This is a genomic window from Microbacterium sp. ZW T6_19, from assembly GCF_044987465.1.
GTDB lineage: Bacteria > Actinomycetota > Actinomycetes > Actinomycetales > Microbacteriaceae > Microbacterium > Microbacterium natoriense_A.
In genome coordinates, this window is the sequence record NZ_JBJDRH010000006.1 from 113,782 (window position 1) to 136,440 (window position 22,659).

Consider the following 22,659-nt stretch of genomic DNA (forward strand, 5'->3'; position numbering starts at 1 on the left):
GCGAGAGAAGGAGCGGTGAGACCGTCATCGCCGACCCGCAACACTGGCTGCTCACTGGCACGTCTCCGCAGAGGTGACGCCGTGGATCGAGGCCCACTGCGTCTGCAGTTCGTCGCCGAATTGGGACGCGGGGCCGGAGAGCTGTGGTTCGCATCCCGAGGTGCTGAACCTTCCGAGCACCTGTCCGGGCCGAGCGGTGATGGTGACGGCGTAGACGTCTCCGCCAGGCTCAGCGGTCTCGAGCACAGTGCGGATCGCTGCCCAACCGGGGGCGTCGGCGAGAGGCAGATCCGAGGGGAGCGCGGGTGCGACCGCAGTCGGTATCCTCAGCCAGAGCCGCGGCGGCCCGCCCGCGAACACGTCGATCCTGAATTCGAGCTCGTGATCAGGGTCGTTCTCAGTGAAACCGAGGTAGGCAGGGTCGAAGCCGCGGAGTATCGCGCCCAGCGAGGGGGGAACGGGCGACTCGATGGTGGATTCCGACCCGATTGCGAGGGTGAGGAGGTCGGTCCGCGTCTGCATCGAGAACTCATCGAGGAGTGCGGCATGCTCTGCGGGGGAGAGTCCCTCTTCGGCCACTCGGATGGTGCGGCCGTCGCCGACAGAGGCCGAGATCGGCATCCCCTGCCCTGCACGACTCAGCCACTCCTGGACGAACGCGACTCCGGTGGGCGAAGAACCAGGTGCAACAGAGAACGAGGCATCCGTGACGGTCGCGAGGGTGAGGTGCAACGACGTCGCACGGGAGCCACTGACCCCGTACTCGTCGAAACCCCCGTCCTTCGACGACAGCCAGGTTGTGATGACCCGGTGAGCCTGCTCGGCCGTCACCTCGCGCTCCAGTTCGACGTTCGTCTCCCGCGAGATGCCGGCGTCGAATCCGCCGTCGTCGACGCCGCAGTCTGCCGAAGCGACGCCGGAAAGCGGTTCGAGGATCTCGCAGGTCGCGTCTGCCGCCCGCTCCGCCTCAGCGACGTCCAACGGAGAAGAGCACGCCCCGAGTGAGAGCGGCAGCGAGAGAACGGCCAGAACCGCGAGCGCGCGGCTCTGGCGTCGATGAGCAGCGCGCACGATTCGTCGAGTCCTCATCGTGATCTCCCCCGCTTCGCGCTCTTCTCACGTCGGGTGAGATCCCGACTCTCTGCCGGACTCAACGCCAACTGGGGCGTCGCACGAATCCACTCGTACGTGGCGGCTGCAGATGAATGTTCGCCGAGCGCGGAGAAGGCAGCGGCGAGCTCGAAGGCCGAATCCTTCACACGGGCGAGGAGCTCCGGCTCCAAGCCTCCCGCCGCGAGGTCGAGCACCCGGCGATGAGCCGCGGCCGCCTCCGCGGGGCGTCCGAGGCTCGTGAACAGCACAGCCTGGTTGCGAAGGGCCTTCGCGATACGCAGGCGTCCCGTCGGGGTGTCGACCGACTCGTTGTGGACGACGACCACATGATCGTAGGCGGCGATGGCCGCGTGGCTGTCACCGAGGTCGTCGATCGCCACGGCACGGTTGTATGCCGCCTGCTGCCGGGCGACCCGCACGTCGTGGTCGTGAGAACCAGATCCCAGGGCATCGAGAGCCTCGTATGCGGCGATGGCGCCTCCTGGGTTTCCCAGACGGGTGAGCGCGACACCGAGACGGAAGTACGCACGCGCCTGCACCCGTTCGGCCCGCGTGTCTGCCCCGGGATGAAGCACGGTCGCCTGACCGGACAGATCTGCGACCTGCTCCCAACGGCCGGCGTCCTGGGCGTGCCCCGCCCAGGCGTCGAGCGCGGCGAGCCGCAACATCGCCAGGTCCACGTCGTCCGACTGCGCTGTCGCGTCGATGATCGACGCCCAGTGCGTCTCGGCCTCAGCCAACTGTCCTTTTCCCGCAAGGTCGTCTGCCGCGTAGAGGCGATTGTGCAGCGACCGGTACAGTGCGCTGCCTGGACTGCCTGTGGTCGTCGTGGTCGTCAGGATGCGGGTGTTCTCCCGCGCCAGCCGCACTGTGTCGGCGATGTCATCGTCATCGATCGCTCCGAAGCGCTCATCGATCTCACGGAAGAGGAGGATCGCATCCTCCGTCCTCCCGGCCTCGTGCGTGGCGATCGCGTCGCTGAGCCGCCTCGAGGCATCGAGCCGGCGGATCGCCGGGTCAGGGTCCTCCCCGAACCACGTGGCGAACTCCTCTCTCAACTGCCGGGCGTCGGCCGCCTCGAAGCGACCGGATCGCCATGCAGACCAGAGTCCGTTGGCCGCCCACAGACGTACTCGGCCGTCTGGGTCGCTGCCGAACTCCTGCAGACCAGCCCTGATCGCGTCTCGTCCCTTCTGGATCTGGCCTGCCTCCAGACGAAGCCGCGCAGTCCAATAGGTCGCCTGCGCGCGCTCCTCCCTGGCCTCGTCGAAGCCCGAAGCTCGAACTCTCTCCGACAGCGCAGTCAGCGTGGACAGCGCCTCCTCCCGCCGTCCGAGATCGGACAGGCGCAAGGCCCGTTCCAAGAGCAGCGCAGCCATCGACGACACGGTGTCGCGGCGACCCCACAAGGCGCCGAATCGCGCTTCTGTCTCCACCGAGAAGCGGACCGCCTCGTTGGGGTCGCGCCGGGGTGACTCAGGCGCTCGCGACTGCGGATCGTCCGGGTGCCCCAGGACCGCGGAAATCCGCGCGGCGACGGCGAAACGTGAGATCTCGCTGCGTGGGTCGAGATCCTGCCGATACAGCGAGTCAGCGTACGTGAGCACGGCGAGCATCTTTGCTGACATCTGCGGCGCACTGCCTGCAGCGTGCAGCAGATCCGACAATACGGTCAGCCGCGCGAGCGGATCCCGTGCCGTGGAGTACGCGTCAAGGAGCCGTCTCCATTCCTCCACCTCGGCGTCGACGCGCTGGGTATCATCGAGCCGCGCGAGAATCCCCTCAAGATGCCGAACAGCCAAGCGGACGCGCCACGCGTCATGATCAGCGGCATCAGGGGCGGTCACCATCGAACGAGCGCGGGCCAGCGAATCTGAGGGATCCAGACGCTCCGCGAGATCAAGATCCACCAGCAGCAGGGACGCGGCCAGCCCTAGGCCCGCCGCTCCACGAACGTGGTCGACGTCGTGCAGCACCCTCAGCAGGATCCCGCGGACGCCGTCGCGGTCGAGGCCATTCTCCACCCGGAGTCGTGACGACCTCACCAAGGCGTCAAGACGGATAGCGCGGAGCCTGTCATCGCTCTCTCCATTGAGACGCAGCGCCAGGGACTCCAGCGCGACCGCGATGGACGCCTCGTCCTGACTCAACCAACGCCGAATCATCTGCGCAGTCAGAGCAGCCTCCGCCGCAGCTCTGCGGACTCCGGCCTGCGGTGCATCGCGCAACCGTTCGTCGAGAGCTGTCGCGCGCTGCAGGATCTCGACGTGAAGAACCGGGTCAAGGTCCTCGACGTCATGAATGAACTCGATCCGCTCAAGTGCGGCAAAGGCACGCGCCTCTGCGGAGCCCTCATCCTCGAAACCCCGTGTCAGAGCAGACATCCGCTCGAGATGCTCGTCGACGACCGTCGACGGCTCCACGCCGACGTCGAGGCTCACCAGAATTCGGGTCGCCTCCGCGATCATCCGCGCTTCCTCCGCATTGTGCGCAGGGACGGCCTGAGAAAACCACGTAGCAAGCGCGAAGCGTGCAGCCCCCTGCTCGCCTTCCTCGACAAGACCTCGTGCTCGGAGAAGCAGCTCACCAATCGACGTGCCCATGTTCCCCCTGCCGTGCGCCTTCCCGATCACGCAACCACGGTCATGAAGACCAGCCACGATCGAATTCAAAGTACTAGACGTCAAAGGCCGACGATGCTGTCGAAGCCGCGAAGAACCGTGGAGCGTCGACGAGCCAGCGCGCCACCACGGCATCGATCCGGATGCGGCGACCTGGGAGCAGTCGTCCTCGGCACCCGCGGACGTCACCGGCTGATGACCTTGGGTGCGGTGACTGCCTTCACACCGGCGGCGCGGAACTCCTGTCCATAGCCCGAGGCCTTGGTTCCTCCGAACGGAACCTGAGGGTTGAGAGCGCCGTGCTGGTTGATCCGCACCGTTCCGGCGTCGAGAGGGTGGGCCACTGCGAGGGCCGCCTGGCCTGACGAAACGACAGTGGCCCGAGTGCGCCCGATGGCAACGAATGTTCTCCGAGCATCGCGTGCGCTGCACGACTGTCCGCGTTCTCAACGCTCCCGTCGTTGTGCTCCGATCGGCGCCAGCGCGTGAGATGTCGAGATCTGGTGGGAGAACCTGCCGTCATCGGTGAGCACCGCCCCCGAACGCTTCGCAACGGACGGGATGAGCCAGGTCTCGCAGAGCTCGATCCTCGGATGGGCGTGTTCGATCCGGGTCAGCAGAGACTCGAGGTCGTGCGTATGGCGGAGCCACACGGTGATGGCGAGGTTCATCCTGTCGAGGATGGCAGCGGACATGCGCACCCCAGGGACCCCCGCGACGTCGATGCCGACGGCGGCCAGTTCGGGTGTGGGGACGCGATACCAAAGGGATGCGGCGGTCGTGTATCCGAGCGCGTGATGGGCGAAGTCCGTCTTCGCCGTGAACCACGGTGAACCGAACAGGCGATGGATCGCCCTGGTCACGCTGGTTGTCGAGATCCCGAGCTCAGCGGCGATCTCGGGCGCGGGACGGCGTGCGTCTGGGAGCATGCTCCGCATCACGTCGACGAGCAGCGGCGTGGGGACGGACGGTTCACCGGCGAAGCCTTCTGCGGCGCGCCTCAGCGCCAGCAGGACATCGGCAGAGAGAGCGTCCAGATGCGATCGCGCCCCATCTTTGTAGAGGGTGTGTGCGAACCGGGTCCGCGTCGCGCGGATGCCGGGAATGCCAGCGATGTTGCGCGCCACGAACGCGTCGGCGGTCGCGATGCTCGAGTGCACCACAGTGAGCAGCAGATCGCGTGAGCCCGATGTGCGATCGATCTCGATGACCTCGTCGAGCGGTGCGAGCGCGGCGACGACCTGTTCGCGTTGACCGGCTCGAACATCGACCTCGATGAGAGCCATTGCGGGAAGCTCCACCTCGAGATGCTCCGGCTGCTGGTAGCACACTGTCCACACCAGACCCTCGTTGCGCAGACGTGCCCAGCGGCGGGCCAGCGTCGTGGCGTCGTATCCGAGGATCTTGCCCAGTTGCATCCAACTGATCCGGGGAAAGATCTGCAGAGCGTTCACCAGCTGCCTGTCGACGGCATCGATGACTGTTTCCTGCAGCATGAGTCTGAATTTAGCCCATATCCGGATCGATAGCCGATCTCAGCGAACAGATTGTCGGGGTTCTGCATACGATTCGGGGAATCTTCGGACTTCGAGACAGACCTCACGCGGTGCAACACGCGCCGCGTCCATCGTCACCAGGGAGCATCGTGAGCAACACCTCGTCACAGCCCGCGCTCAACCAGGTTCAGAAGACGCCACGAGTGCGGCTGAGCCGTGACGCGAGACTCGCCGTCTTCCTCTTCTTCCTCGGGTGGGTGATGAGCTACGCCGACCGGCAGCTCATCACCCTCGCCCTGCCCTATATCGGCAAGGATCTCTCGCTCAGTCCCACGCAGCAGGGCATGCTCATCTCGGCCTTCTTCGTCACCTATGCGATCGTGCAGATCCCCGGCGGCATGCTCGTCGACAAGCTGGGCGCCAAACGCACGGCTGTGGCCGGAGTGCTCGCCTGGTCGGTGTTCACCGTGGCGACGGGAACCGCGGGCTCCTTCGCCGTGATGCTCGCCATCCGTGCGCTGTTCGGCATCGGTGAAGGGGTGTATCCGGCTGCCTCGGTGAAAGCGGTCGCCGAGCGGACCAGCGCCGCGCAGCGTATGACGGCGACGGGGTGGATGTACAGCTCGAACGCGGTCGGCACCATCGTCGCCGCTCTCGCGGGAGCGGCGCTCATCGCAACCATCGGCTGGCAGGGAGCCTTCTTCATCATCGGGGCCGTCGGTCTGCTCGTGGCTCTGGCGATCGGGATCTTCCTCCCGAAGGCGGACGCCTCAGCGGCTCAGACCCTCGAAGTGCAAGAGTCGCCGACATCGACGATCACCGCGAAGGATCTGTTCCGATCTGCAGCGCTGTGGGGGCACGTCGCGATGTTCTTCGGCTACGGCGTCGTCGCGTGGGGCATGAGCGCCTGGGTGCCGAGCTATCTCGTGGACGCACGCGGCATCCCCCTCGGCGTGGTCGCAGCTGCCGCAGTCATTCCGGTGGCCGTCGGCGGTGTGGCTTCTGTGCTGGGCGGCCGGCTCGTCGACCGCCTCGGCGGTCGGCACCGGCTCATCGTCATCCCGGGAATGCTCGCCTGCATACTCACCCTTGCGATGATGACTCAGGAACTCCCCGTGCCGCTGTTCATCACACTGATCGGGCTGCTCTCGTTCTTCAGCGGGATGTGCTACATGCCTGTGTTCGCAGGTCCCGTCCGTGGCCTGCCCACAGCCGTCGTCGGAACCGCCTACGCCACGATCAGCACCGGCAGTCAGGTCGCCGGCATCCTCACCCCGACCCTCATGGGCGTCGTGGTCGAGAACGTCAGCTGGGAGGCCGCTTTCGGCGTCCTCATCGCCGGCTGCGTCATCTGCATCATCGCAGCGGCGCTCGTGCCTCGGGGGCCGGACGAGTTCTTCGCCAGCTTCGCTCGTCGCCAGACGGTGGCCGTCCATGGCGCCTGACATGAAGCGGTGGTCCTCGCCGTCCCCTTCCGTGACGGACCTCTATCGCGACCTGCACCGTCATCCCGAACTCAGCGGTCGAGAGACGCGCACGGCGGCACGCTTGGCGAGCGAGCTCTCTCTCCGGCAGTTCGACGTCACGCATGGTGTCGGCGGAACCGGTGTCGTGGGGATGCTGAGAAACGGAGATGGTCCCACGGTGCTGCTTCGGGCAGACATCGACGGTCTTCCGATCCGCGAAGCAACGGGGGCGCCTTACGCCTCAGCCGCCACCGGCGTGCATGACGGGGACGGCACCACCGTCCCCGTCATGCACGCCTGTGGCCACGACCTGCACGCCGCAGCGCTCATCGGCGCGATCGACGTACTGCAGGCGTGTGGCGACCGGTGGGCAGGAACCGTGGCTGTCGTGTTCCAACCAGCGGAGGAGACCGGCGAGGGCGCTCTCGCCATGGTCGCGGACGGACTCGCCGGCATCGTGGGCACACCGACCGTCGCGCTGGGTCAACACGTGTCGCCGGTGCCGGCGGGTGCGGTCGTGACCGCAGAAGGCGTGTACGGCGCCGCCTCGGACAACTTCCGCATTCGCATCCACGGAGTCGGCGGTCATGCCTCGAGCCCGGAAGCCGCGGTCGATCCCATCATCGTGGCCGCGGCGATCGTCATGCGGCTCCAAACCGTGATCTCACGCGAGACTGCAGCCCACGAACCTGCAGTGCTCACCGTCTCCTCGATACACGCCGGTCACGCCGAGAACGCCATCCCCGACGAGGCAGAGCTCACCGTGAACCTGAGGAGCTTCAACGCCTCGACCCGGCACCGCCTCATCAACGCCATGCGTCGCATAGTCGACGCCGAGGCCGCGGCAGCGGGAATGGAACAAAGCCCGAGCGTCGAGCGCATCAGTGGAGCTCCGCTGCTCCTGAACGATCCGCGCGCCACACACCGCACCCTCGGCGCGATCGGCGAATCCGGACTGGACGCCCACATCGTCACTCAGCCGATGACCGGCAGCGAGGACTTCGGGGTCATCGGCGATGCCCTCGGCTGTCCGAGCGTCTTCTGGCACTGGGGTGGGACAGCACCCGACAGATACAGTCCGGAGGAACTCTCGTCGCTTCTGACCGAGGGACGTCTTCCCGCGCACATTCCCATGAACCACTCGCCCGAGTACCTCCCGGACCTGGATTGGGCCCTCCCCGCAGGCATCCACGCCATGAGCACTGCCGCACTGCACTGGCTTCAGGCTTCGTGAGACGCCATCGAGCTCCCGGCAACTGATGCGCGGCACAACCTGACTTCTCACGTAAGGACACACCGATGAACGACCTCATCTACCTTTCCGCCACTGAATGCATCGAGCGGTACCGCACTGGCTCACTTTCACCCGTAGACGTCCTCGACGCCCAGCTCGCCCGAGCGGCACTCGTCGACGACTCGTTGAACGCCTTCACCGAGACGATGGTCGATGCGGCCCGAGAGCGCGCGCAGGAGTCGGAGCGGCGCTACCGCGACGGTACGGCGCGACCGCTCGAGGGTGTCACCGTCGCCGCGAAGGAGAAGCACCAGATCGCGGGTATGGACGTGGTCGAGGCTTCGAATGCCTGGGACGGATACACCGCACTCGAGAACGCGCCCATCATCGACAGGCTTCTGGATGCGGGCGCCATCATCCATGCACGAACCGCGACCCCCGAGTTCTCCATCGCCGCCTTCACCCATTCCGATCGCTGGGGAGTCACACGCAATCCGTGGAACACCGCATTCTCGCCGGGCGGGTCTTCCGGAGGGTCCGCGGCGGCCCTCGCGGCCGGAATGACGACTCTCGCCACGGCATCCGACATCGGCGGGTCCACTCGCGGGCCGGCGGCATTCACCGGCACGGTCGGTTACAAGGCGCCGTATGGACGGATTCCGGGAGTCGGCCCCATGAGCGTGGACTACTACCGCGGTGACGGACCGATGGGACGCACCGTCGACGACGTCCTGCTCTTCACCAACACGATCAGCGGGCCAGACCCGCGTGACCACGTCGCACTGCGGCCGAAAGTCGTCATCCCATCTGATCTCGCAGGGGTAGAGGGCCTTCGGGTCGCTCTCAGTCTCGATCTCGGCGGCTTTCACGTCGCGGAGGAGATCCGAGAGAACACCCGCCGAGTCGCGGAGGAACTGGCCAAGGCCGGGGCGGAGGTCGTGGAAGTCGATTTCGCCTGGACGCGTGAACTGATCGTCGCCGCGGCGATGCCGCATTTCGGTCACATGATGGGTTCGATGGTGAACGACGCGATCGGTGGGAAGACAGCGGAACTCAGCGACTACGCGCGCGATTTCGTCGAGCAGACCCGCGTCGTCCGTGCGGGGGCGTCGATGTTCGATGCGGCGAAAGCCGAGTATGCGGTCCAGCGTGAGCTCGCGCGCGTGATGTCGGGATACGACGCCCTGCTCTGCCCGACCACGGCGGCCATCGGGCTCCCCGCGGCCGACACGCTGATCGGCGGGATTGACATCGACGGCCGCACCGTTTCGGGACTCGAAGGCACCCTCACCCTCCCGTTCAACATCAGCAATCGCTGCCCCGTCCTCGCCGTGCCCAGCGGCCACGCGGGGAACGGGATGCCCACTGGCGTGCAGATCGTCGGCCACACCTATGACGACGCCATGGTGTTCCGTCTCGGAAGGGCCATCGAGACCCTGCGCCCCTGGGCGTACACCGCCGAACACCGTCCGCAGCTGTAACCATCGCGGAGGTTCGCCAGATGATTTCGCGGGGGTGCTCGTGAGCCTGTCGATGCGGCTGGTGAGCCTGTATCTGCGGGTGAGGAGCAAGCGGCACTTCGCCACCGTTCACGGCGCTCGCCGGATGCTGGCGCGGGAGAAGACCGCAGGGACACCGCCGGAGAGGCTCCGGACTCGACATGCGGTGAGTTTCGGGGTGCGAGAAGGGTTCGGATGCTGGACCGTCACGCCTCGGAAGTCGCGGAGTGGGCGGACGGTGATCTACCTGCACGGCGGCGCCTACGTCAACGAGATCTCCCCGCAGCACTGGAAACTCATCGAGCAGATCGCCGACGCGGGCGCTTGCGTGATCGTCCCCGTGTACGGCCTCGCCCCGCAGCACGGCTACAAAGAGGCCTACCGCCTGCTCATCGCCGTCTACCGCGAGACTCTGGAGTCGACGGCCCCGTCCGACGTCGTCTTCGCAGGGGACTCCGCGGGCGGGGGCCTCGCGCTCGGATTCGCCCAGACGCTCCTCAGCGCCGACCTCCCGCAACCGGGTCGCGTCGTGCTCATCTCCCCGTGGGTCGACATCTCACTCCGGAACCCCGACATCACGAGTCTCTCCCGAAAGGATCCTTGGCTCGCGGTTCCGGGAGCGCGCGAATGCGGACGGGTCTGGGCAGAGGGAGACGACGTCGAACTCCCGCAGCTGAGTCCGATCCGTGGACCCCTCGCCGGCCTCGCCCCGATCGACGTCTACATCGGCACTCGGGACATCTTGCTCCCGGACGTCCTGCTGCTGCGCGACCGGGCGGCCGCAGAAGACGTGCCCTTCGAACTGACGGTATGTCCAGGCGCGGTGCACGTGTATCCGCTCACGCCGACCAGAGAAGGGCGTGCGGGGTCCGTACGCATCGTGAGAAGCGTGATGTAGGACCACTTCCCGTGTCGTGGGCCCGCTGATCCCGGAGGCAGCATCGCTTGACAATAAAACTGAGTACGCTCATAATAAAGTGTAGTCGTTTTTCGACGACGAACACTGGAGGATCTCATGAGCGGTACCGGCAGCGCACCCGTCAACACCTCGTACGCGAAAGCTCCCAACAAAGCCCTGACTGCGGGCGGCATCACCTTCGCCTACCGCGCGCTCGGTCCCGAAGAAGAGGTCCCGGTGGTGTTCTTCGTGCACCTCGCGGGCACGCTCGACAACTGGGACCCGCGGATCGTGGATGCGATCGCCCAGCATCGGCGCGTGATCGCCTTCGATCAGCAGGGCGTGGGCGGGTCCTCCGGCACGGTGCCGCGCACGCTCGAAGAAGCGGCTGACGACGCCTACGCGTTCATCACCGCCCTCGGCTACTCGAAGATCGACGTCTTCTCGTTCTCGATGGGCGGCATGATCGCTCAGGACCTCATCGTGAAGCACCCGGATCTCGTGCGCAAACTCGTGCTCACGGGCACCGGTCCGCGCGGCGGGAAGGACATGGACAAGGTCATCGGCACCACCTACTGGGACGTGCTGCGTGCGACTCTCACGCGCTCGGACCCGAAGGAGTTCCTGTTCTTCAACCGCGATGCCGCCGGGAAGAAGGCGGGTAAGGCGTTCATCAACAGACTCAAGGAGCGCTCCGTCGATCGCGACAAGGACATCAGGCTCTCCGCTTTCCAGACTCAGCTGACGGCGATCGCACGGTTCGGCCGGTCCGCGCCATCCGACCTCTCCGTCATCACCGGACCCACGCTGATCGCCAACGGCGACAACGACCGCATGGTCCCCTCCGTCCTGTCCCACGACCTGCACGCGCGCATACCGGGCAGCGAGCTGACCATCTACCCCGACTCCGGACACGGCGGCATCTTCCAGTACTGGGAGAAGTTCGCCCCTGTCGCGGTGAGATTCCTCACCGCCGACGTGCCTGCGCCGCGGCCATGACCGCTTCCGCGACACGTCCCGGGCGGTTTCGGAGCGCCGAGACGCGCGTGCTTCTCGTCGACGGGGTCGAGCTGGTCTATCGCGAGCTCGGTCCGGCAACCGGCATCCCCCTCGTCGCTCTCAACCACCTCGGCGCCAACCTCGACGACTGGGATCCCCGTCTCGCCGACGGGCTCGCGCTGGACCGCCGGCTCATCCTGCTCGGCTATCGCGGCGTCGGCAGATCCGGAGGACGGGCGCGCGACGCGATCGAGGAGATGGCGGATGACGTGATCGCCGCACTGCGCGTGCTCGATCTGCCTCGCGTCGATCTTCTCGGCCTGTCGATGGGCGGGATGGTGGCGCAGGATGTCGTGCGGCGGGCCCCCGAGCTCGTCGACCGACTGATCCTGATCAGCAGCGGTCCGGCCGGTGGCCCGGCTCTCACCGAGATGACCAGGGTGATGGTCGGGGGAGCGGTGCGCGCATCGCTCGCACTCGCCGATCCGAAGGCACGGCTCTTCTTCACCCGCAGCGCCGCGGGGAAGACGGCCAGTCGCGACTACCTCGGCCGACTCCGCGAACGCAGCGCCGATCGAGACGGCCGCGTCGCCCTCCGCGTCCTGCGCGCGCAGCTCTCCGCCGTCCATCGCTGGGGCGAGCAGTCGCCCACGGGCCCCTCGTCCTTCGACCGGCCGGTGCTGATCCTGCACGGCGACAGCGACCGCATGGTCCCCGTCGGCAATGCGAGCGCGCTCGCCCGCGTGTTCCCCACTGCGACGGTGACGGTCTTCCCGGATGCCGGGCACGGCGTCGTCTTCCAGAACCATCTCGATGTCGTCGTCGCCGTGCGGGCGTTCCTGCACCGGTGACGCGCGCGACATCGCCCCGCACGACCTGATCCAAGGAGCAAGACCATGAAGGCATTCGTCCTCTCGAAATACAAGACCGCCGTGCACGAGGCAGACGTGCCCGAGCCTGTGGTCGGCGAGCGCGATGTCCTCGTGCGCGTCCAGGCCGCCGGCCTCAACCAGCTCGACGAGAAGCTCCGTGTCGGAGAGTTCAAGGCGATCCTCCCGTATCGTCTGCCGGTCATCCTCGGGCACGACGTCGCCGGCACCGTCATCCGCGTCGGGGCCCGCGTGAGCGCCTTCAAACCCGGCGACGAGGTCTACGCACGTCCGCGCGACCACCGCATCGGCACCTTCGCCGAGCGCATCGCGATCGACGAGCGCGACGTCGCGCTCAAGCCGAGCTCGATCGCGATGGACGAGGCCGGATCGCTTCCGCTCGTCGCCTTGACGGCGTGGCAGGCCCTGGTCGAGATCGCCGACGTCCGCCCGGGGCAGAAGGTCCTCATCCATGCCGGAGCCGGCGGCGTCGGCTCGATCGCGATCCAGCTCGCGAAGCACCTCGGGGCGGAGGTCGCCACGACCGCCAGTGCCGCGAACGCCGACTTCGTGCGGTTGCTCGGCGCAGATCGAGTCGTCGACTACCGCACCGAGGACTTCGAGGAGGTGCTCAGCGGATACGACGTGGTCCTGGACAGCTTGGGAGGGGAGAACCTCGAGAAGTCGCTGCGCATCCTTCGCCCCGGGGGCAAGGCGATCGGCATCTCCGGTCCGCCTACCCCCGAGTTCGCGCGCGCCGCCGGCCTCAGCCTGATCCTCAGGCTCGCCACAGCGGGGCTGAGCCGCCGCATCCGCACGCAGGCGAAGCGCCTCGGCGTCGACTACACGTTCCTCTTCATGCGCGCCAGCGGCGATCAGCTCCGCAACATCGCCGGTCTGGTCGATGCCGGTGCCATCCGTCCCATCGTCGGACGCGTCTTCCCGTTCGATGAGACGGTCGCCGGAATGGAATCCTTGGCGAAGGGCGGCATCCGTGGGAAGGCCGTCATCAGCAATCCGTGACGCGGGTGCTCGCGCGGGCGCATGGGAGAATGTGGCCAGATGTTCCCGAGCCCGCGCTGGCGATTTCGCTCACGATCGAGCTCGTTTCCGGAGGATGCCATGACTGCTGACACCCACCCCATCGGTCGGCGCGAACGCAACAAGCTCGACAAGCTCGCGCGGATCACCGCGGCGGCGGGCGAGCTGTTCGCCGAGCGCGGCGTCGACGACGTCACGACTCAGGAGATCGCCGACAAGGCCGATATCGGCACGGGAACCCTGTTCCTGTACGCCAAGACCAAGGGCGAGCTGCTTCTGCTCGTGCAGAACTCGATGTACGCGGAGGCTCTCGACCGCGGTCGTGCAGCAGCCGAAGACGCTGACGGCGTTCTCGACGGCGTGCTGGCTGTCGTCCGGCCCGTCGTCGAATGCAACCGCAAGCAGATCGACAACGGCCGCACCTATCTCCGCGAGATCGTGTTCGGCGACCCGGGGGAACCGCATCACCGAGACGCTCTCGACCTCACCGTGAGGACCGAAGAGCTCGTCGCCGAGGTGATCGCGCGGCTGGAGGGGGTCTCGGTCGACCAGGCCCGCGCTCTCGCGCGGATCGTCTCCGCCGTCATGTTCCTCACGATGGCCGCCAGCGTGAACGCGCAGCAGTCGATCGATCAGCTGGTCGCCGAGATCACCGAGCAGCTCACGGCGATCCTTCCTCTCTGAGGCGCCGATCCGCCGGTGGTCATCGCCGCAGCGGGCTGGGAATCGCAATAGGCGACGCGCCTGCGCCGACGTCGGTGCGGCTCAGAGCGATTCGCGGTGGATGAGGGACGTCGGCAGCAGCTGCACCTTCTCGGCGGGGAGTCCGCGGATGGTGGCGAGGAGCGTGTCAGCGGCCGCTCTGCCCATCTCTTCCAGCGGCTGGCGCACGGTGGTCAACGGCGGGTCGGACGTGCTGGCGATCAGGATGTCATCGAAGCCGACGACCGAGACGTCGGTCGGCACCCGGCGCCCGGCGGCCTGGAGCACGCGCAGCGCCCCCGCGGCCATCAGGTCGGAGGAGGCGAAGATCCCGTCGAGGTCGGGGGCACGCTGCAGTAGACGAGCCATCGCCGCGGTTCCGCTGTCGAGCGTGAAGTCTCCGTGGACGATCGGACCGGGAGCGATGCCGTGGCGTGCGAGTTCGTCCGTCCATCCGCGCGTGCGATCCCTCGCCTGTTCGAGGTCGAGGGGGCCGGTGATGATCCCGATCGACCGGCGCCCGGCCTCCACGAGCGCGCGTGCAGCGAGCACTCCGCCGCCGTAGTTGTCCGAGTCGATCACGATCGGGTCGGGGCCGATGTCGGCGTGCGGGCGTCCCACCCACGCGATGGGAACGGGGGAGTCGGCCAGACTCTCCACGAGATGCGTGATCTCGTGCTGCAGGATCACGATCGCGCCGTCGAGGGCTCCTGATCGGAGGAAGCGCGGGATGCGGTCGAGGTCCTCCTCGTCGGCGGGAAGCAGCACGGGCTGCACCGCGCCAGCCGACAGGCCCTTCGCCGCGCCCTTGAGCACCGCGGTGAAGAAGGTGCCGCTGTGACTGCCGAGCTCGTCGAAGGCGATGACGAGGCCGACTGCGCCGGCGCGGCCGCCGCGGAGGACGCGCGCGGCGAAGTTCGTCTCGTACCCGAGGCGCTGCGCTTCCCGCTCGACGGACAGGGTCATCGCGGGGTCGACGTTCGTCGCACCGGCCAGGACACGCGCCGCGGTGGCCCGCGAGACCCCCGCGGCCTGCGCGACGTCGACGATGGTGGGTCTGACCATGGCTCTCTCCGCGAAGTTTGTAGGAGGTCGAAGATCGATCTCTCAATGAAGAGATCATTGCACGGATTCTGCCCATTTTCGCGCAGGCTCGTCGCAATCTTCTGGGGGTCGTGCATCGGCTAAGCCTCGCGTCCACCTCCTCGCAGGGGTTGCCCTCTCCAGGGATCTTGGCTACTGTGACCCGAACGAGAGATCGATCTCTCAGCGAATCAATCGAGTCGTCAGCACTCACATGTCCCCGAAGAAGAGGAGCTGTTGTGAACCGTCGCAAACTGGCCCTGCCCATCGCCGCAGTCGGCGCATTCGCGCTGCTGATCTCCGGATGCTCGTCCGGCGGCTCAGGTTCGGAATCCGGATCCGGTGATCCGAATGCCGAGTTCGAGTTCTGGTCGTTCACCGGCATCGGACAGAAGGACTCCGTCGCTCGCTACCTCGAGGAGAACCCCGACGCGAAGGTGAAGCTGAGCGAGGTCGGCAGCACGACCGAGACGGCCACCGCCCTCACCGCCGCTCTCGCGGGCGGACGGGTTCCCGACCTCGTCATGATCCAGAACGACGATCTGCCGAAGTTCGTCGAGAACCCCGGCAACTTCGTCGATCTGCGCACGCTCGGCGGTGACGACATCGGCGACGACTACCTCGATTGGGCCATCGACGGCGCGACCGCCGAGAACGGCTCGGTCATCGGCATCCCCACCGACGTGGGCGGACTGACTTTCGCGTACCGCGCCGACCTCTTCGAGGCGGCTGGTCTCCCCACCGACCCCGCCGAGGTGGCTGAGATGTGGTCGACGTGGGACAAGTTCATCGAGATGGGCAAGAAGTACACGGCGGCGACCGGCGAGCCCTTCGTCGACAACGTCGAGACGAGCGTGTTCTTCTCCACCGTCAACCAGGTCAGCGAGAAGTACTACTCGCCGGACGGCGAGCTGATCTACGACGAGAACCCTGAGGTCGAAGAGGCGTTCGACGTCGCCGTGCGCACCTACGAGGCCGGGATCAGCGCCAGCATCCCCGCGTGGTCGTCCGGGTGGGCGCCGGGCAAGGCGAACGGCGCCTTCGCCGTGACGACCGCTCCTTCGTGGATGCTGTCCGGATTCAAGACCGACGCACCGGACACCGAAGGACTGTGGCGGATCGCGTCGATCCCGGGTGTGGGCGGCAACTGGGGCGGCAGCGTCATCGCGATCCCCGCCCGCGCCGACAACCCCGAGGCGGCGTGGCAGTACATCAAGACGATGCTCTCGCCCGAGGGGCAGACCGAGCACTTCGCGACGACCGGCACCTTCCCCGCCGCGAAGGACGCGCTCGAGAGCGACGAGGTGCGCAGCTACACCGACCCCTTCTTCGGCGATTCCCCCGTGGGGGCGACCATGAGCGAATCCGTGCTGCAGTTCAGCTCGTTCTACAACGGCCCCGACACCAGTGCGATCGGTGCCGCGCTGCTGAACGCCCTCGTCGACATGGAGGCCGGCAACGTCAAGCCGGCTGATGCGTGGAAGACCGGCCTGGACAGCGCCAAAGCCGCGATCGGCGGCTGACTCACCGTATCGATCGATGGTGGCCCGTGCCGGGGAGGGGCGGGCCACCATCCTCACCGAGGTAGGACCATGACCGCGACAGCGACCGCAATCCCCGTCCAGAAGATCCGCCGGCGCGACCGGCCGCCGACCCAGAAGATCCGTCAGCCGTTCGCCGAACGCATCGCGCCGTACCTCTACGTCGCGCCGTTCTTCGTGATCTTCGCCGTCTTCGGCCTGTTCCCGTTGCTGTTCACGTTCTACGTGGCGCTTTTCGACTGGAATCCGATCGGAGAGCAGACCTTCGTCGGGCTGGCGAACTTCGAGCGGCTCTTCCAGGACCCGCGGTTCTGGAACGCCTTCGTGAACACCTTCGGGATCTTCCTGATCTCGACGATCCCGCAGCTGCTGCTCGCCCTGGGGCTCGCGCATCTGCTGAATCACGCCACGCTGAAGATGGCGAACTTCTTCCGCATGGCGCTGCTCGTCCCGTACATCACCTCGGTCGCGGCGACCGCGCTGGTGTTCTCCCAGATCTTCGACAAGAACTTCGGGCTCATCAACTGGATCCTGGATCTCGTCGGGGCGCCCGCGGTGAACTTCCTGTCGTCGCAGCTCGGCTCCTGGATCGTGATCTCGTCGATGGTCATGTGGCGCTGGTTCGGCTACAACACCCTGCTCTACCTCGCAGGACTGCAGGCCCTGCCGCGGGAGATGTACGAAGCGGCATCCGTCGACGGCGCATCGGGGTGGCAGCAGTTCATCCACCTCACGATCCCGTCGCTGCGGCCGATCATCATCTTCACCGTGATCATGTCGACCATCGGCGGATTGCAGATCTTCACCGAACCGCTGCTGGTCGCTCCGGAGTCCGGGCTGACCTGCGGCGGTGGACGACAGTGTCAGACTCTCGCCCTCTTCCTCTACGAGCAGGGCTTCGGCCAGTTCGAGTTCGGCTACGGCTCCGCGATCGGGGTGGCGCTGTTCGTGATCGTCGTGGTCGTGTCTTTGATCAACTTCTATCTCACCACCCGCACCAGGAAGGCACGCGCATGACCCACGTGACCCAGGAGGCGACCACGGCGTCGCCGGTGAAGCCGGAAGCGTCCACTCGTCGCCGACGCGCCCGTTCCCGCCGCGTCGGCAAGGTGTCGTGGCCCGTGTACGCACTCCTGATCATCGCCGTCGTGATCAGCGTCTTCCCGCTGTACTACATGTTCGTGATCGCCTCGGTCGGTGCATCGGCCGTCACATCGATCCCACCGCGGCTGTACCCCGGTCTCAACTTCTTCGACATCGCCGCGAAGGTCTTCGAGACCGTGCCGTTCCTGCAGTCGCTGCTGAACAGCGTGATCGTGTCGCTGGTGGTCGCCGTCGTGACGTCGCTGCTGTGCGCACTCGCAGGGTTCGCGTTCGCGAAGCTGCAGTTCCCGGGCCGCAACGCGCTCTTCCTCATCGTCCTGCTGACGATGACGGTGCCGGCGCAGCTCAGCGTGATCCCGCAATACCTGATCATCTCGTGGCTCGACTGGGTCGACACGCTTCAGGCGATCATCCTGCCGGGCCTCGCGAGCGCGTTCGGCATCTTCTGGATGCGTCAGCACCTCTCGACCACGCTGAACGACGAGCTGATGGCCGCGGCGCGCATCGACGGCGCCAACAGCTGGCAGATCTTCTGGCGCATCGGATTCCCCGTCGTTCGGCCGGCTGCGTTCGTGCTGGGACTGATCACGTTCACGGGGGTGTGGAACGACTTCATGTGGCCGTTCATCGTGTTGAAGTCTCCCGAGCTGTTCACGGTGCAGATCGCGCTGAAGCAGCTGCAGGCGAACCGGACGATCGACTTGGCACTGACCATGGGCGGATCGTTCATGGCGACCCTCCCGCTGCTGATCGTCTTCTTCTTCGTCGGACGCCGCATGGTCGCGGGAATCATGGACGGGGCGTTCAAGGGATGACCGCCGAGCTGAGCGCCGTCGACCAGGATCGATGGCGCGACCCCACGTTGAGCGCGCGCGAGCGGGCGCAGGCGCTGGTCGATGAGCTGACTCTCGAGGAGAAGGTGGCCCAGCTCGGCTCCGTGTGGCTCACCGACAGCGCCGACGATTTCGCGCCGCGTCTGTCGGACGACTCCGCCGACGCTGTCGTCGATCCGTTCGAGCACGGACTCGGCCAGCTCACGCGGGTCTACGGAACCGCGCCGATCACTCTCCAGGAGGGTGTGGAGACCCTGCGGCGCCTGCAGCGCCGCGTGATCGAGAACCAGCGTCTGGGGATCCCCGCTCTCGTGCACGAGGAGTGCCTGACGGGGCTGGCCGCGTTCGGTGCGACGGCGTACCCGGCCCCGCTGGCGTGGGCGTCGACGTTCGACGACGATCTCGTCCGCGAGATGGCGCGCGCGATCGGGGAGGACATGCGTGCGATCGGCGTGCATCAAGGGCTGGCGCCCGTGCTCGACGTCGTGCGGGACTACCGGTGGGGGCGCGTCGAGGAGACCCTCGGCGAAGACCCTTATCTCGTGGGACAGCTGGGCGCGGCGTACGTGGCAGGGCTCGAGAGCGCCGGCATCATCGCCACGCTGAAGCACTTCGCCGGATACGCGGGCTCTCGCGGCGCACGCAACCACGGGCCGGTCAGCATGGGGCCGCGTGAGTTCGCCGACACCGTGCTGCCACCGTTCGAGACCGCGCTGCGGCAGGGCGGCGCGCGCAGCGTGATGACCTCGTACACGGATGTCGACGGCATCCCGAGCACGGCGAATCGTGCGCTGCTCGACGGCACTCTCCGCACCGAGTGGGGCTTCGACGGCACGGTCGTCGCAGACTACTGGGCGATCCCGTTCCTCGTGTCGATGCACCGGGTGGCGGTGGATGCCGCCGAGGCGGGGGCGCTCGCCCTGCGTGCCGGCGTCGACGTGGAGCTGCCTTCGACCGTCGCGTACGCCGCACTTCCGCGTCTGGTCCGTGAGGGCGTCGTCGACGAGAGCGACATCGATCGCGCGGTCGTGCGCCACCTCAGGCACAAGATCGAGGCGGGTCTGCTCGATCAGGCCTCCGTCGTGCCGGAGGGCGCGGAGGAGGTCGAGCTCGACAGCGACCGAAACCGGGCGCTGTCCGCCCGCATCGCCGAGGAGTCGGTCGTTCTCCTCGAGGACGACGGCATCCTGCCGATCACCGCGCACTCCCGAGTCGCGGTGATCGGGCCGGCCGCCGCCGAGTATCGGAGCCTGCTCGGATGCTACGCGTTCCCCAATCACGTGCTCACGAAGTACCCGGGCCACGAACCGGGCATCTCCATTCCGACGATCGAGGCGGCACTGCGCAGCGAGCAGGGGATCGGAGAGATCCGGTTCGTCCGCGGCTGCGAGATCGTCGACGACAGCGACGACAGCGACGACATCGCGACGGCCGTGCAGGCTGCGCGCGAGAGCGATGTCGCGGTCGTCGTCGTGGGCGATGTCGCCGGACTGTTCGGCGCGGGCACCTCCGGCGAGGGATGCGACGCCGCCGATCTGCGGCTGCCAGGACGCCAGCATGAGCTCGTCCTGGCGGTGCTCGCGACGGGAGTGCCGACCGTGCTCGTGGTGGTCTCGGGGCGCCCGTATGCGCTGGGGGAGTACCGCGGGGCCCGCGCGATCGTGCAGGCCTTCTTCCCCGGCGCCGAGGGCGCCCGTGCGATCGCCGGCATCCTGTCGGGTCGTGTGGCGCCGAGCGGGCGGCTGCCTGTGCAGATCCCGCGTTCGGCCACAGCGACGACGACCTATCTCGAACCGCCGCTCGGCCGGCACAACGCCGGTATCACCGTGGCCGACCCGACGCCGCTCTACCCGTTCGGGTATGGTCTGACCCGCGGCCGCATCGAGTACGAGACGATCGAGGCGCCCGCCGAGTTCCGCACCGACGGCGCTGCCGAGATCGCCGTCACCGTTCGCAACAGCGGGGCGTCGGCGGTCGAAGTGGTGCAGTTGTACGCCTCCTTCCCCGCGGGTTCTGTCGTCCGTCCGGAGGCGCAGCTCATCGGGTTCGCCCGCATCCGCGTCCCCGCGGGGGCGCGAAAGACGGTGCGCTTCACGCTCGAGGCGGCGCGCTTGGCCGCGACGGGGATCGACGGGCGGCTGAGCGTGGACCCGGGTACCGTGATGCTCGCCGCCGGGCCCTCGGTCGCGAACCGCGCATGCGCCACCGCTGTGCGGATCACGGGTGCACGGCACCTGGTTCTGGCCCGCGCCGGAAGGACCGCATGGGACATCGATCATGGAGAGGACGAGGAATGACTGCACAACGACCGATGAGGGTGCTCGTCTGGGGCGAGAATCACCACGAGAAGCACGATGAGATCCCGCAGCGGATCTATCCCGACACGATGCATGGCACGATCGCGGCCGGCCTGAGGGAGCTCCTGGGAGACGGAGCCGTGGTCGAGACCGCCACGCTCGACGATCCCGAGCACGGCCTCAGTGAGGAACGGCTGGCCGACACCGACGTGCTGCTGTGGTGGGGGCACATGCGGCATGACGCCGTGGACGATGAAGTGGTCGAACGCGTGCATCGACACGTGCTCGGCGGCATGGGCTTCATACCGCTCCATTCGGCCCACTTCTCCAAGGTGTTCATCCGTCTCATGGGCACCACGTGCAGCCTGCGCTGGCGGCAGGGCGACGACCGCGAGCTCGTATGGACGGTGGCCCCCACCCATCCGATCGCTCAGGGTGTGCCGCACCCGCTGGTGATCCCGACGCAGGAGATGTACGGGGAGTTCTTCGACGTGCCGGCACCAGACGAGCTGGTGTTCGTCTCGAGCTTCTCCGGCGGCGAGGTCTTCCGCTCGGGCATGACGTTCTCGCGCGGCCACGGGCGCATCTTCTACTTCTCGCCCGGCGACCAGGACTATCCGGTCTATCATCAGCCGGAGATCCGCCGCGTGCTCGCCAACGCCGTCGGCTGGGCGTTCCAGGACCGGCCGCGGCAGGCGCCGCAGATCACGATGCATCACGTCGGCGAGTTCGAGACGCCGCGCGAGTGGGACGGATCTCTGCGATGACGGATGCTGTGCGGGACGTCGTGGTCGTCGGCGCCGGCGGCATGGGCCGGGCATGGATGGATGTGGTTCAGGCGCGGGACGGTGTCCGCCCCTCTGCAGTGGTCGATCTCGACGCGTCCGCCGCTCGTCGCGCCGCGACCGAACGCGGCTGGGACGTGCCGGTGTTCTCCGACGTCGCCGCCGCGCTGCGCGAAGCACCCGCCGATCTGCTGCTGAACGTCACGGTGCCCGAGGCGCACCGCGCGGTGAGCGACGCGGCGCTCCGCGCCGGAGTGCCGGTGCTCAGCGAGAAGCCCGTCACGCCCACGGTGGCCGATGCGATGTGGCTCAGCGCACTGAGCGTCTCGCGCGGGGTGCTGCTGGCGACGAGCCAATCGCGTCGGCATTCGTCGGGAATCAGCGCATTCCGTGATGCTGTGCGCGATCTGGGCGGCGCAGGGCAGCTCGAGACGCAGTTCTTCCAGAATCCGCGGTTCGGCGGGTTCCGGGACGAGATGCCCTCGCCGTTGCTGGTCGACATGGCGATCCATCAGTTCGACCAGGCGCGCTTCCTGCTCGGCAGCGAACCCGTATCGGTCTACTGCGAAGAGTTCTCGCCCTCGTGGAGCTGGTACCGAGGGGCAGCGGCTGCGCAGGCGATCTTCCGGTTCTCGGACGGCTCCCGCTTCGGCTACGCGGGGAGCTGGTGCGCCGACGGGCTGACGACGTCGTGGAACGGATCCTGGCGGGCGAGCGCCCCTGATGGCTCAGCGACGTGGGATGGTGAGACCGCCGTGCGCGTGCAGGGTCAAGATGGTCCTGAACGGGATGTGCCGATGGGAGAAGGCAGCGAAGGGCTGGACGCCGCGCTTACGGAGTTCTTGACCGCCTTGGACGGAGGCGAGGCCCCGTCGGGAGAGATCAGGAGCAACATCTGGAGCCTGGCCATGGTCGAGGCGGCGGGAGAGTCGGCGGCGACCGGCAGCCGCGTCGATCTCGACGCGGTCTTCGCGCGGGCGGGCGCTGCCGCGCTCGCCGAGGCTCAGGCGACGGGGGAGACTGCGATCATCGATCAGCTGCGGGAGTGGGCGGGTGGTGCGCCGCGCTGACTCATCCG

At 67.3% G+C, this 22,659-nt stretch carries 19 protein-coding genes; 14 read left to right on the forward strand and 5 right to left on the reverse strand.

The genetic code is table 11. The annotated features are described in order from the left end of the window. Positions 1-51: 51 nt before the first annotated feature. The 4 genes from ACI3KT_RS10860 to ACI3KT_RS10875 all read right to left on the reverse strand — a co-directional run bounded on the left by ACI3KT_RS10860 (position 52) and on the right by ACI3KT_RS10875 (position 5,230). Positions 52-1,089: a hypothetical protein gene (locus ACI3KT_RS10860; protein ID WP_404904205.1), complete on the reverse strand. Its 1,038-nt coding sequence runs from the start codon at positions 1,087-1,089 to the stop codon at positions 52-54. Beyond that, positions 1,086-3,581: a hypothetical protein gene (locus ACI3KT_RS10865; protein ID WP_404904208.1), complete on the reverse strand. Its 2,496-nt coding sequence runs from the start codon at positions 3,579-3,581 to the stop codon at positions 1,086-1,088. The genes ACI3KT_RS10860 and ACI3KT_RS10865 overlap by 4 nt, the downstream gene beginning before the upstream one ends. A gap of 338 nt (positions 3,582-3,919) precedes the next feature. After that, complete coding sequence (locus ACI3KT_RS10870) at positions 3,920-4,129, reverse strand: aldehyde dehydrogenase family protein (RefSeq protein WP_404904385.1); 210 nt, start codon at positions 4,127-4,129, stop codon at positions 3,920-3,922. 51 nt (positions 4,130-4,180) lie between these two features. Beyond that, positions 4,181-5,230 (reverse strand): Lrp/AsnC family transcriptional regulator, encoded by a 1,050-nt coding sequence (locus ACI3KT_RS10875; RefSeq protein ID WP_404904209.1) that lies wholly within the window; start codon positions 5,228-5,230, stop codon positions 4,181-4,183. A gap of 149 nt (positions 5,231-5,379) precedes the next feature. On the opposite strand from ACI3KT_RS10875, the gene ACI3KT_RS10880 reads away from it, so the two are divergent. The 8 genes from ACI3KT_RS10880 (at position 5,380) to ACI3KT_RS10915 (ending at position 13,920) form a co-directional block, all read left to right on the forward strand. Next, complete coding sequence (locus tag ACI3KT_RS10880; protein ID WP_404904210.1) at positions 5,380-6,675, forward strand: MFS transporter; 1,296 nt, start codon at positions 5,380-5,382, stop codon at positions 6,673-6,675. 1 nt (position 6,676) lies between these two features. Further along, on the forward strand, positions 6,677-7,930 hold the full coding sequence (locus ACI3KT_RS10885; protein ID WP_404904212.1) for an amidohydrolase: 1,254 nt from the start codon (positions 6,677-6,679) through the stop codon (positions 7,928-7,930). A 65-nt stretch (positions 7,931-7,995) separates the two neighbouring features. After that, positions 7,996-9,411 carry an amidase gene (locus ACI3KT_RS10890; RefSeq protein ID WP_292906004.1) on the forward strand — a complete coding sequence of 472 codons (1,416 nt, stop codon included), beginning with the start codon at positions 7,996-7,998 and terminating at the stop codon, positions 9,409-9,411. Between the two features lie 124 nt (positions 9,412-9,535). Then, positions 9,536-10,327, forward strand: a complete 792-nt coding sequence (locus tag ACI3KT_RS10895) for an alpha/beta hydrolase fold domain-containing protein (RefSeq protein ID WP_404904388.1) — start codon at positions 9,536-9,538, stop codon at positions 10,325-10,327. A gap of 117 nt (positions 10,328-10,444) precedes the next feature. Further along, positions 10,445-11,326 (forward strand): alpha/beta fold hydrolase, encoded by an 882-nt coding sequence (locus tag ACI3KT_RS10900; RefSeq protein WP_404904213.1) that lies wholly within the window; start codon positions 10,445-10,447, stop codon positions 11,324-11,326. 47 nt (positions 11,327-11,373) lie between these two features. After that, positions 11,374-12,177 carry an alpha/beta fold hydrolase gene (locus ACI3KT_RS10905; RefSeq protein WP_404904215.1) on the forward strand — a complete coding sequence of 268 codons (804 nt, stop codon included), beginning with the start codon at positions 11,374-11,376 and terminating at the stop codon, positions 12,175-12,177. Between the two features lie 45 nt (positions 12,178-12,222). Then, positions 12,223-13,218, forward strand: coding sequence for an NADP-dependent oxidoreductase (locus ACI3KT_RS10910; protein ID WP_404904217.1), 996 nt, complete (start codon positions 12,223-12,225; stop codon positions 13,216-13,218). 99 nt (positions 13,219-13,317) lie between these two features. Then, entirely contained in the window at positions 13,318-13,920 is a 603-nt protein-coding gene (locus tag ACI3KT_RS10915; RefSeq protein ID WP_404904219.1) for a TetR/AcrR family transcriptional regulator, read from the forward strand. Positions 13,921-14,001: 81 nt separating this feature from the next. Here ACI3KT_RS10915 and ACI3KT_RS10920 read toward each other — a convergent pair whose 3' ends face one another. Beyond that, complete coding sequence (locus ACI3KT_RS10920) at positions 14,002-15,003, reverse strand: LacI family DNA-binding transcriptional regulator (RefSeq protein WP_292906014.1); 1,002 nt, start codon at positions 15,001-15,003, stop codon at positions 14,002-14,004. Between the two features lie 257 nt (positions 15,004-15,260). Between ACI3KT_RS10920 and ACI3KT_RS10925 the strand changes: the two genes are divergently transcribed. The 6 genes from ACI3KT_RS10925 (at position 15,261) to ACI3KT_RS10950 (ending at position 22,651) form a co-directional block, all read left to right on the forward strand. After that, the gene (locus tag ACI3KT_RS10925; protein ID WP_292906016.1) at positions 15,261-16,544 is read left to right on the forward strand and encodes an extracellular solute-binding protein; all 1,284 of its coding nucleotides are present in this window, start codon (positions 15,261-15,263) and stop codon (positions 16,542-16,544) included. 69 nt (positions 16,545-16,613) lie between these two features. Further along, positions 16,614-17,579 (forward strand): carbohydrate ABC transporter permease, encoded by a 966-nt coding sequence (locus ACI3KT_RS10930; protein WP_292906018.1) that lies wholly within the window; start codon positions 16,614-16,616, stop codon positions 17,577-17,579. After that, entirely contained in the window at positions 17,576-18,481 is a 906-nt protein-coding gene (locus ACI3KT_RS10935) for a carbohydrate ABC transporter permease (protein WP_292906020.1), read from the forward strand. Before ACI3KT_RS10930 ends, ACI3KT_RS10935 begins: the two co-directional genes overlap by 4 nt. Then, positions 18,478-20,796 carry a beta-glucosidase gene (locus ACI3KT_RS10940; RefSeq protein WP_404904221.1) on the forward strand — a complete coding sequence of 773 codons (2,319 nt, stop codon included), beginning with the start codon at positions 18,478-18,480 and terminating at the stop codon, positions 20,794-20,796. Before ACI3KT_RS10935 ends, ACI3KT_RS10940 begins: the two co-directional genes overlap by 4 nt. Next, on the forward strand, positions 20,793-21,563 hold the full coding sequence (locus ACI3KT_RS10945; protein WP_292906024.1) for a ThuA domain-containing protein: 771 nt from the start codon (positions 20,793-20,795) through the stop codon (positions 21,561-21,563). Before ACI3KT_RS10940 ends, ACI3KT_RS10945 begins: the two co-directional genes overlap by 4 nt. After that, positions 21,560-22,651 carry a Gfo/Idh/MocA family protein gene (locus ACI3KT_RS10950; protein ID WP_404904223.1) on the forward strand — a complete coding sequence of 364 codons (1,092 nt, stop codon included), beginning with the start codon at positions 21,560-21,562 and terminating at the stop codon, positions 22,649-22,651. Before ACI3KT_RS10945 ends, ACI3KT_RS10950 begins: the two co-directional genes overlap by 4 nt. Positions 22,652-22,659: the final 8 nt, after the last annotated feature.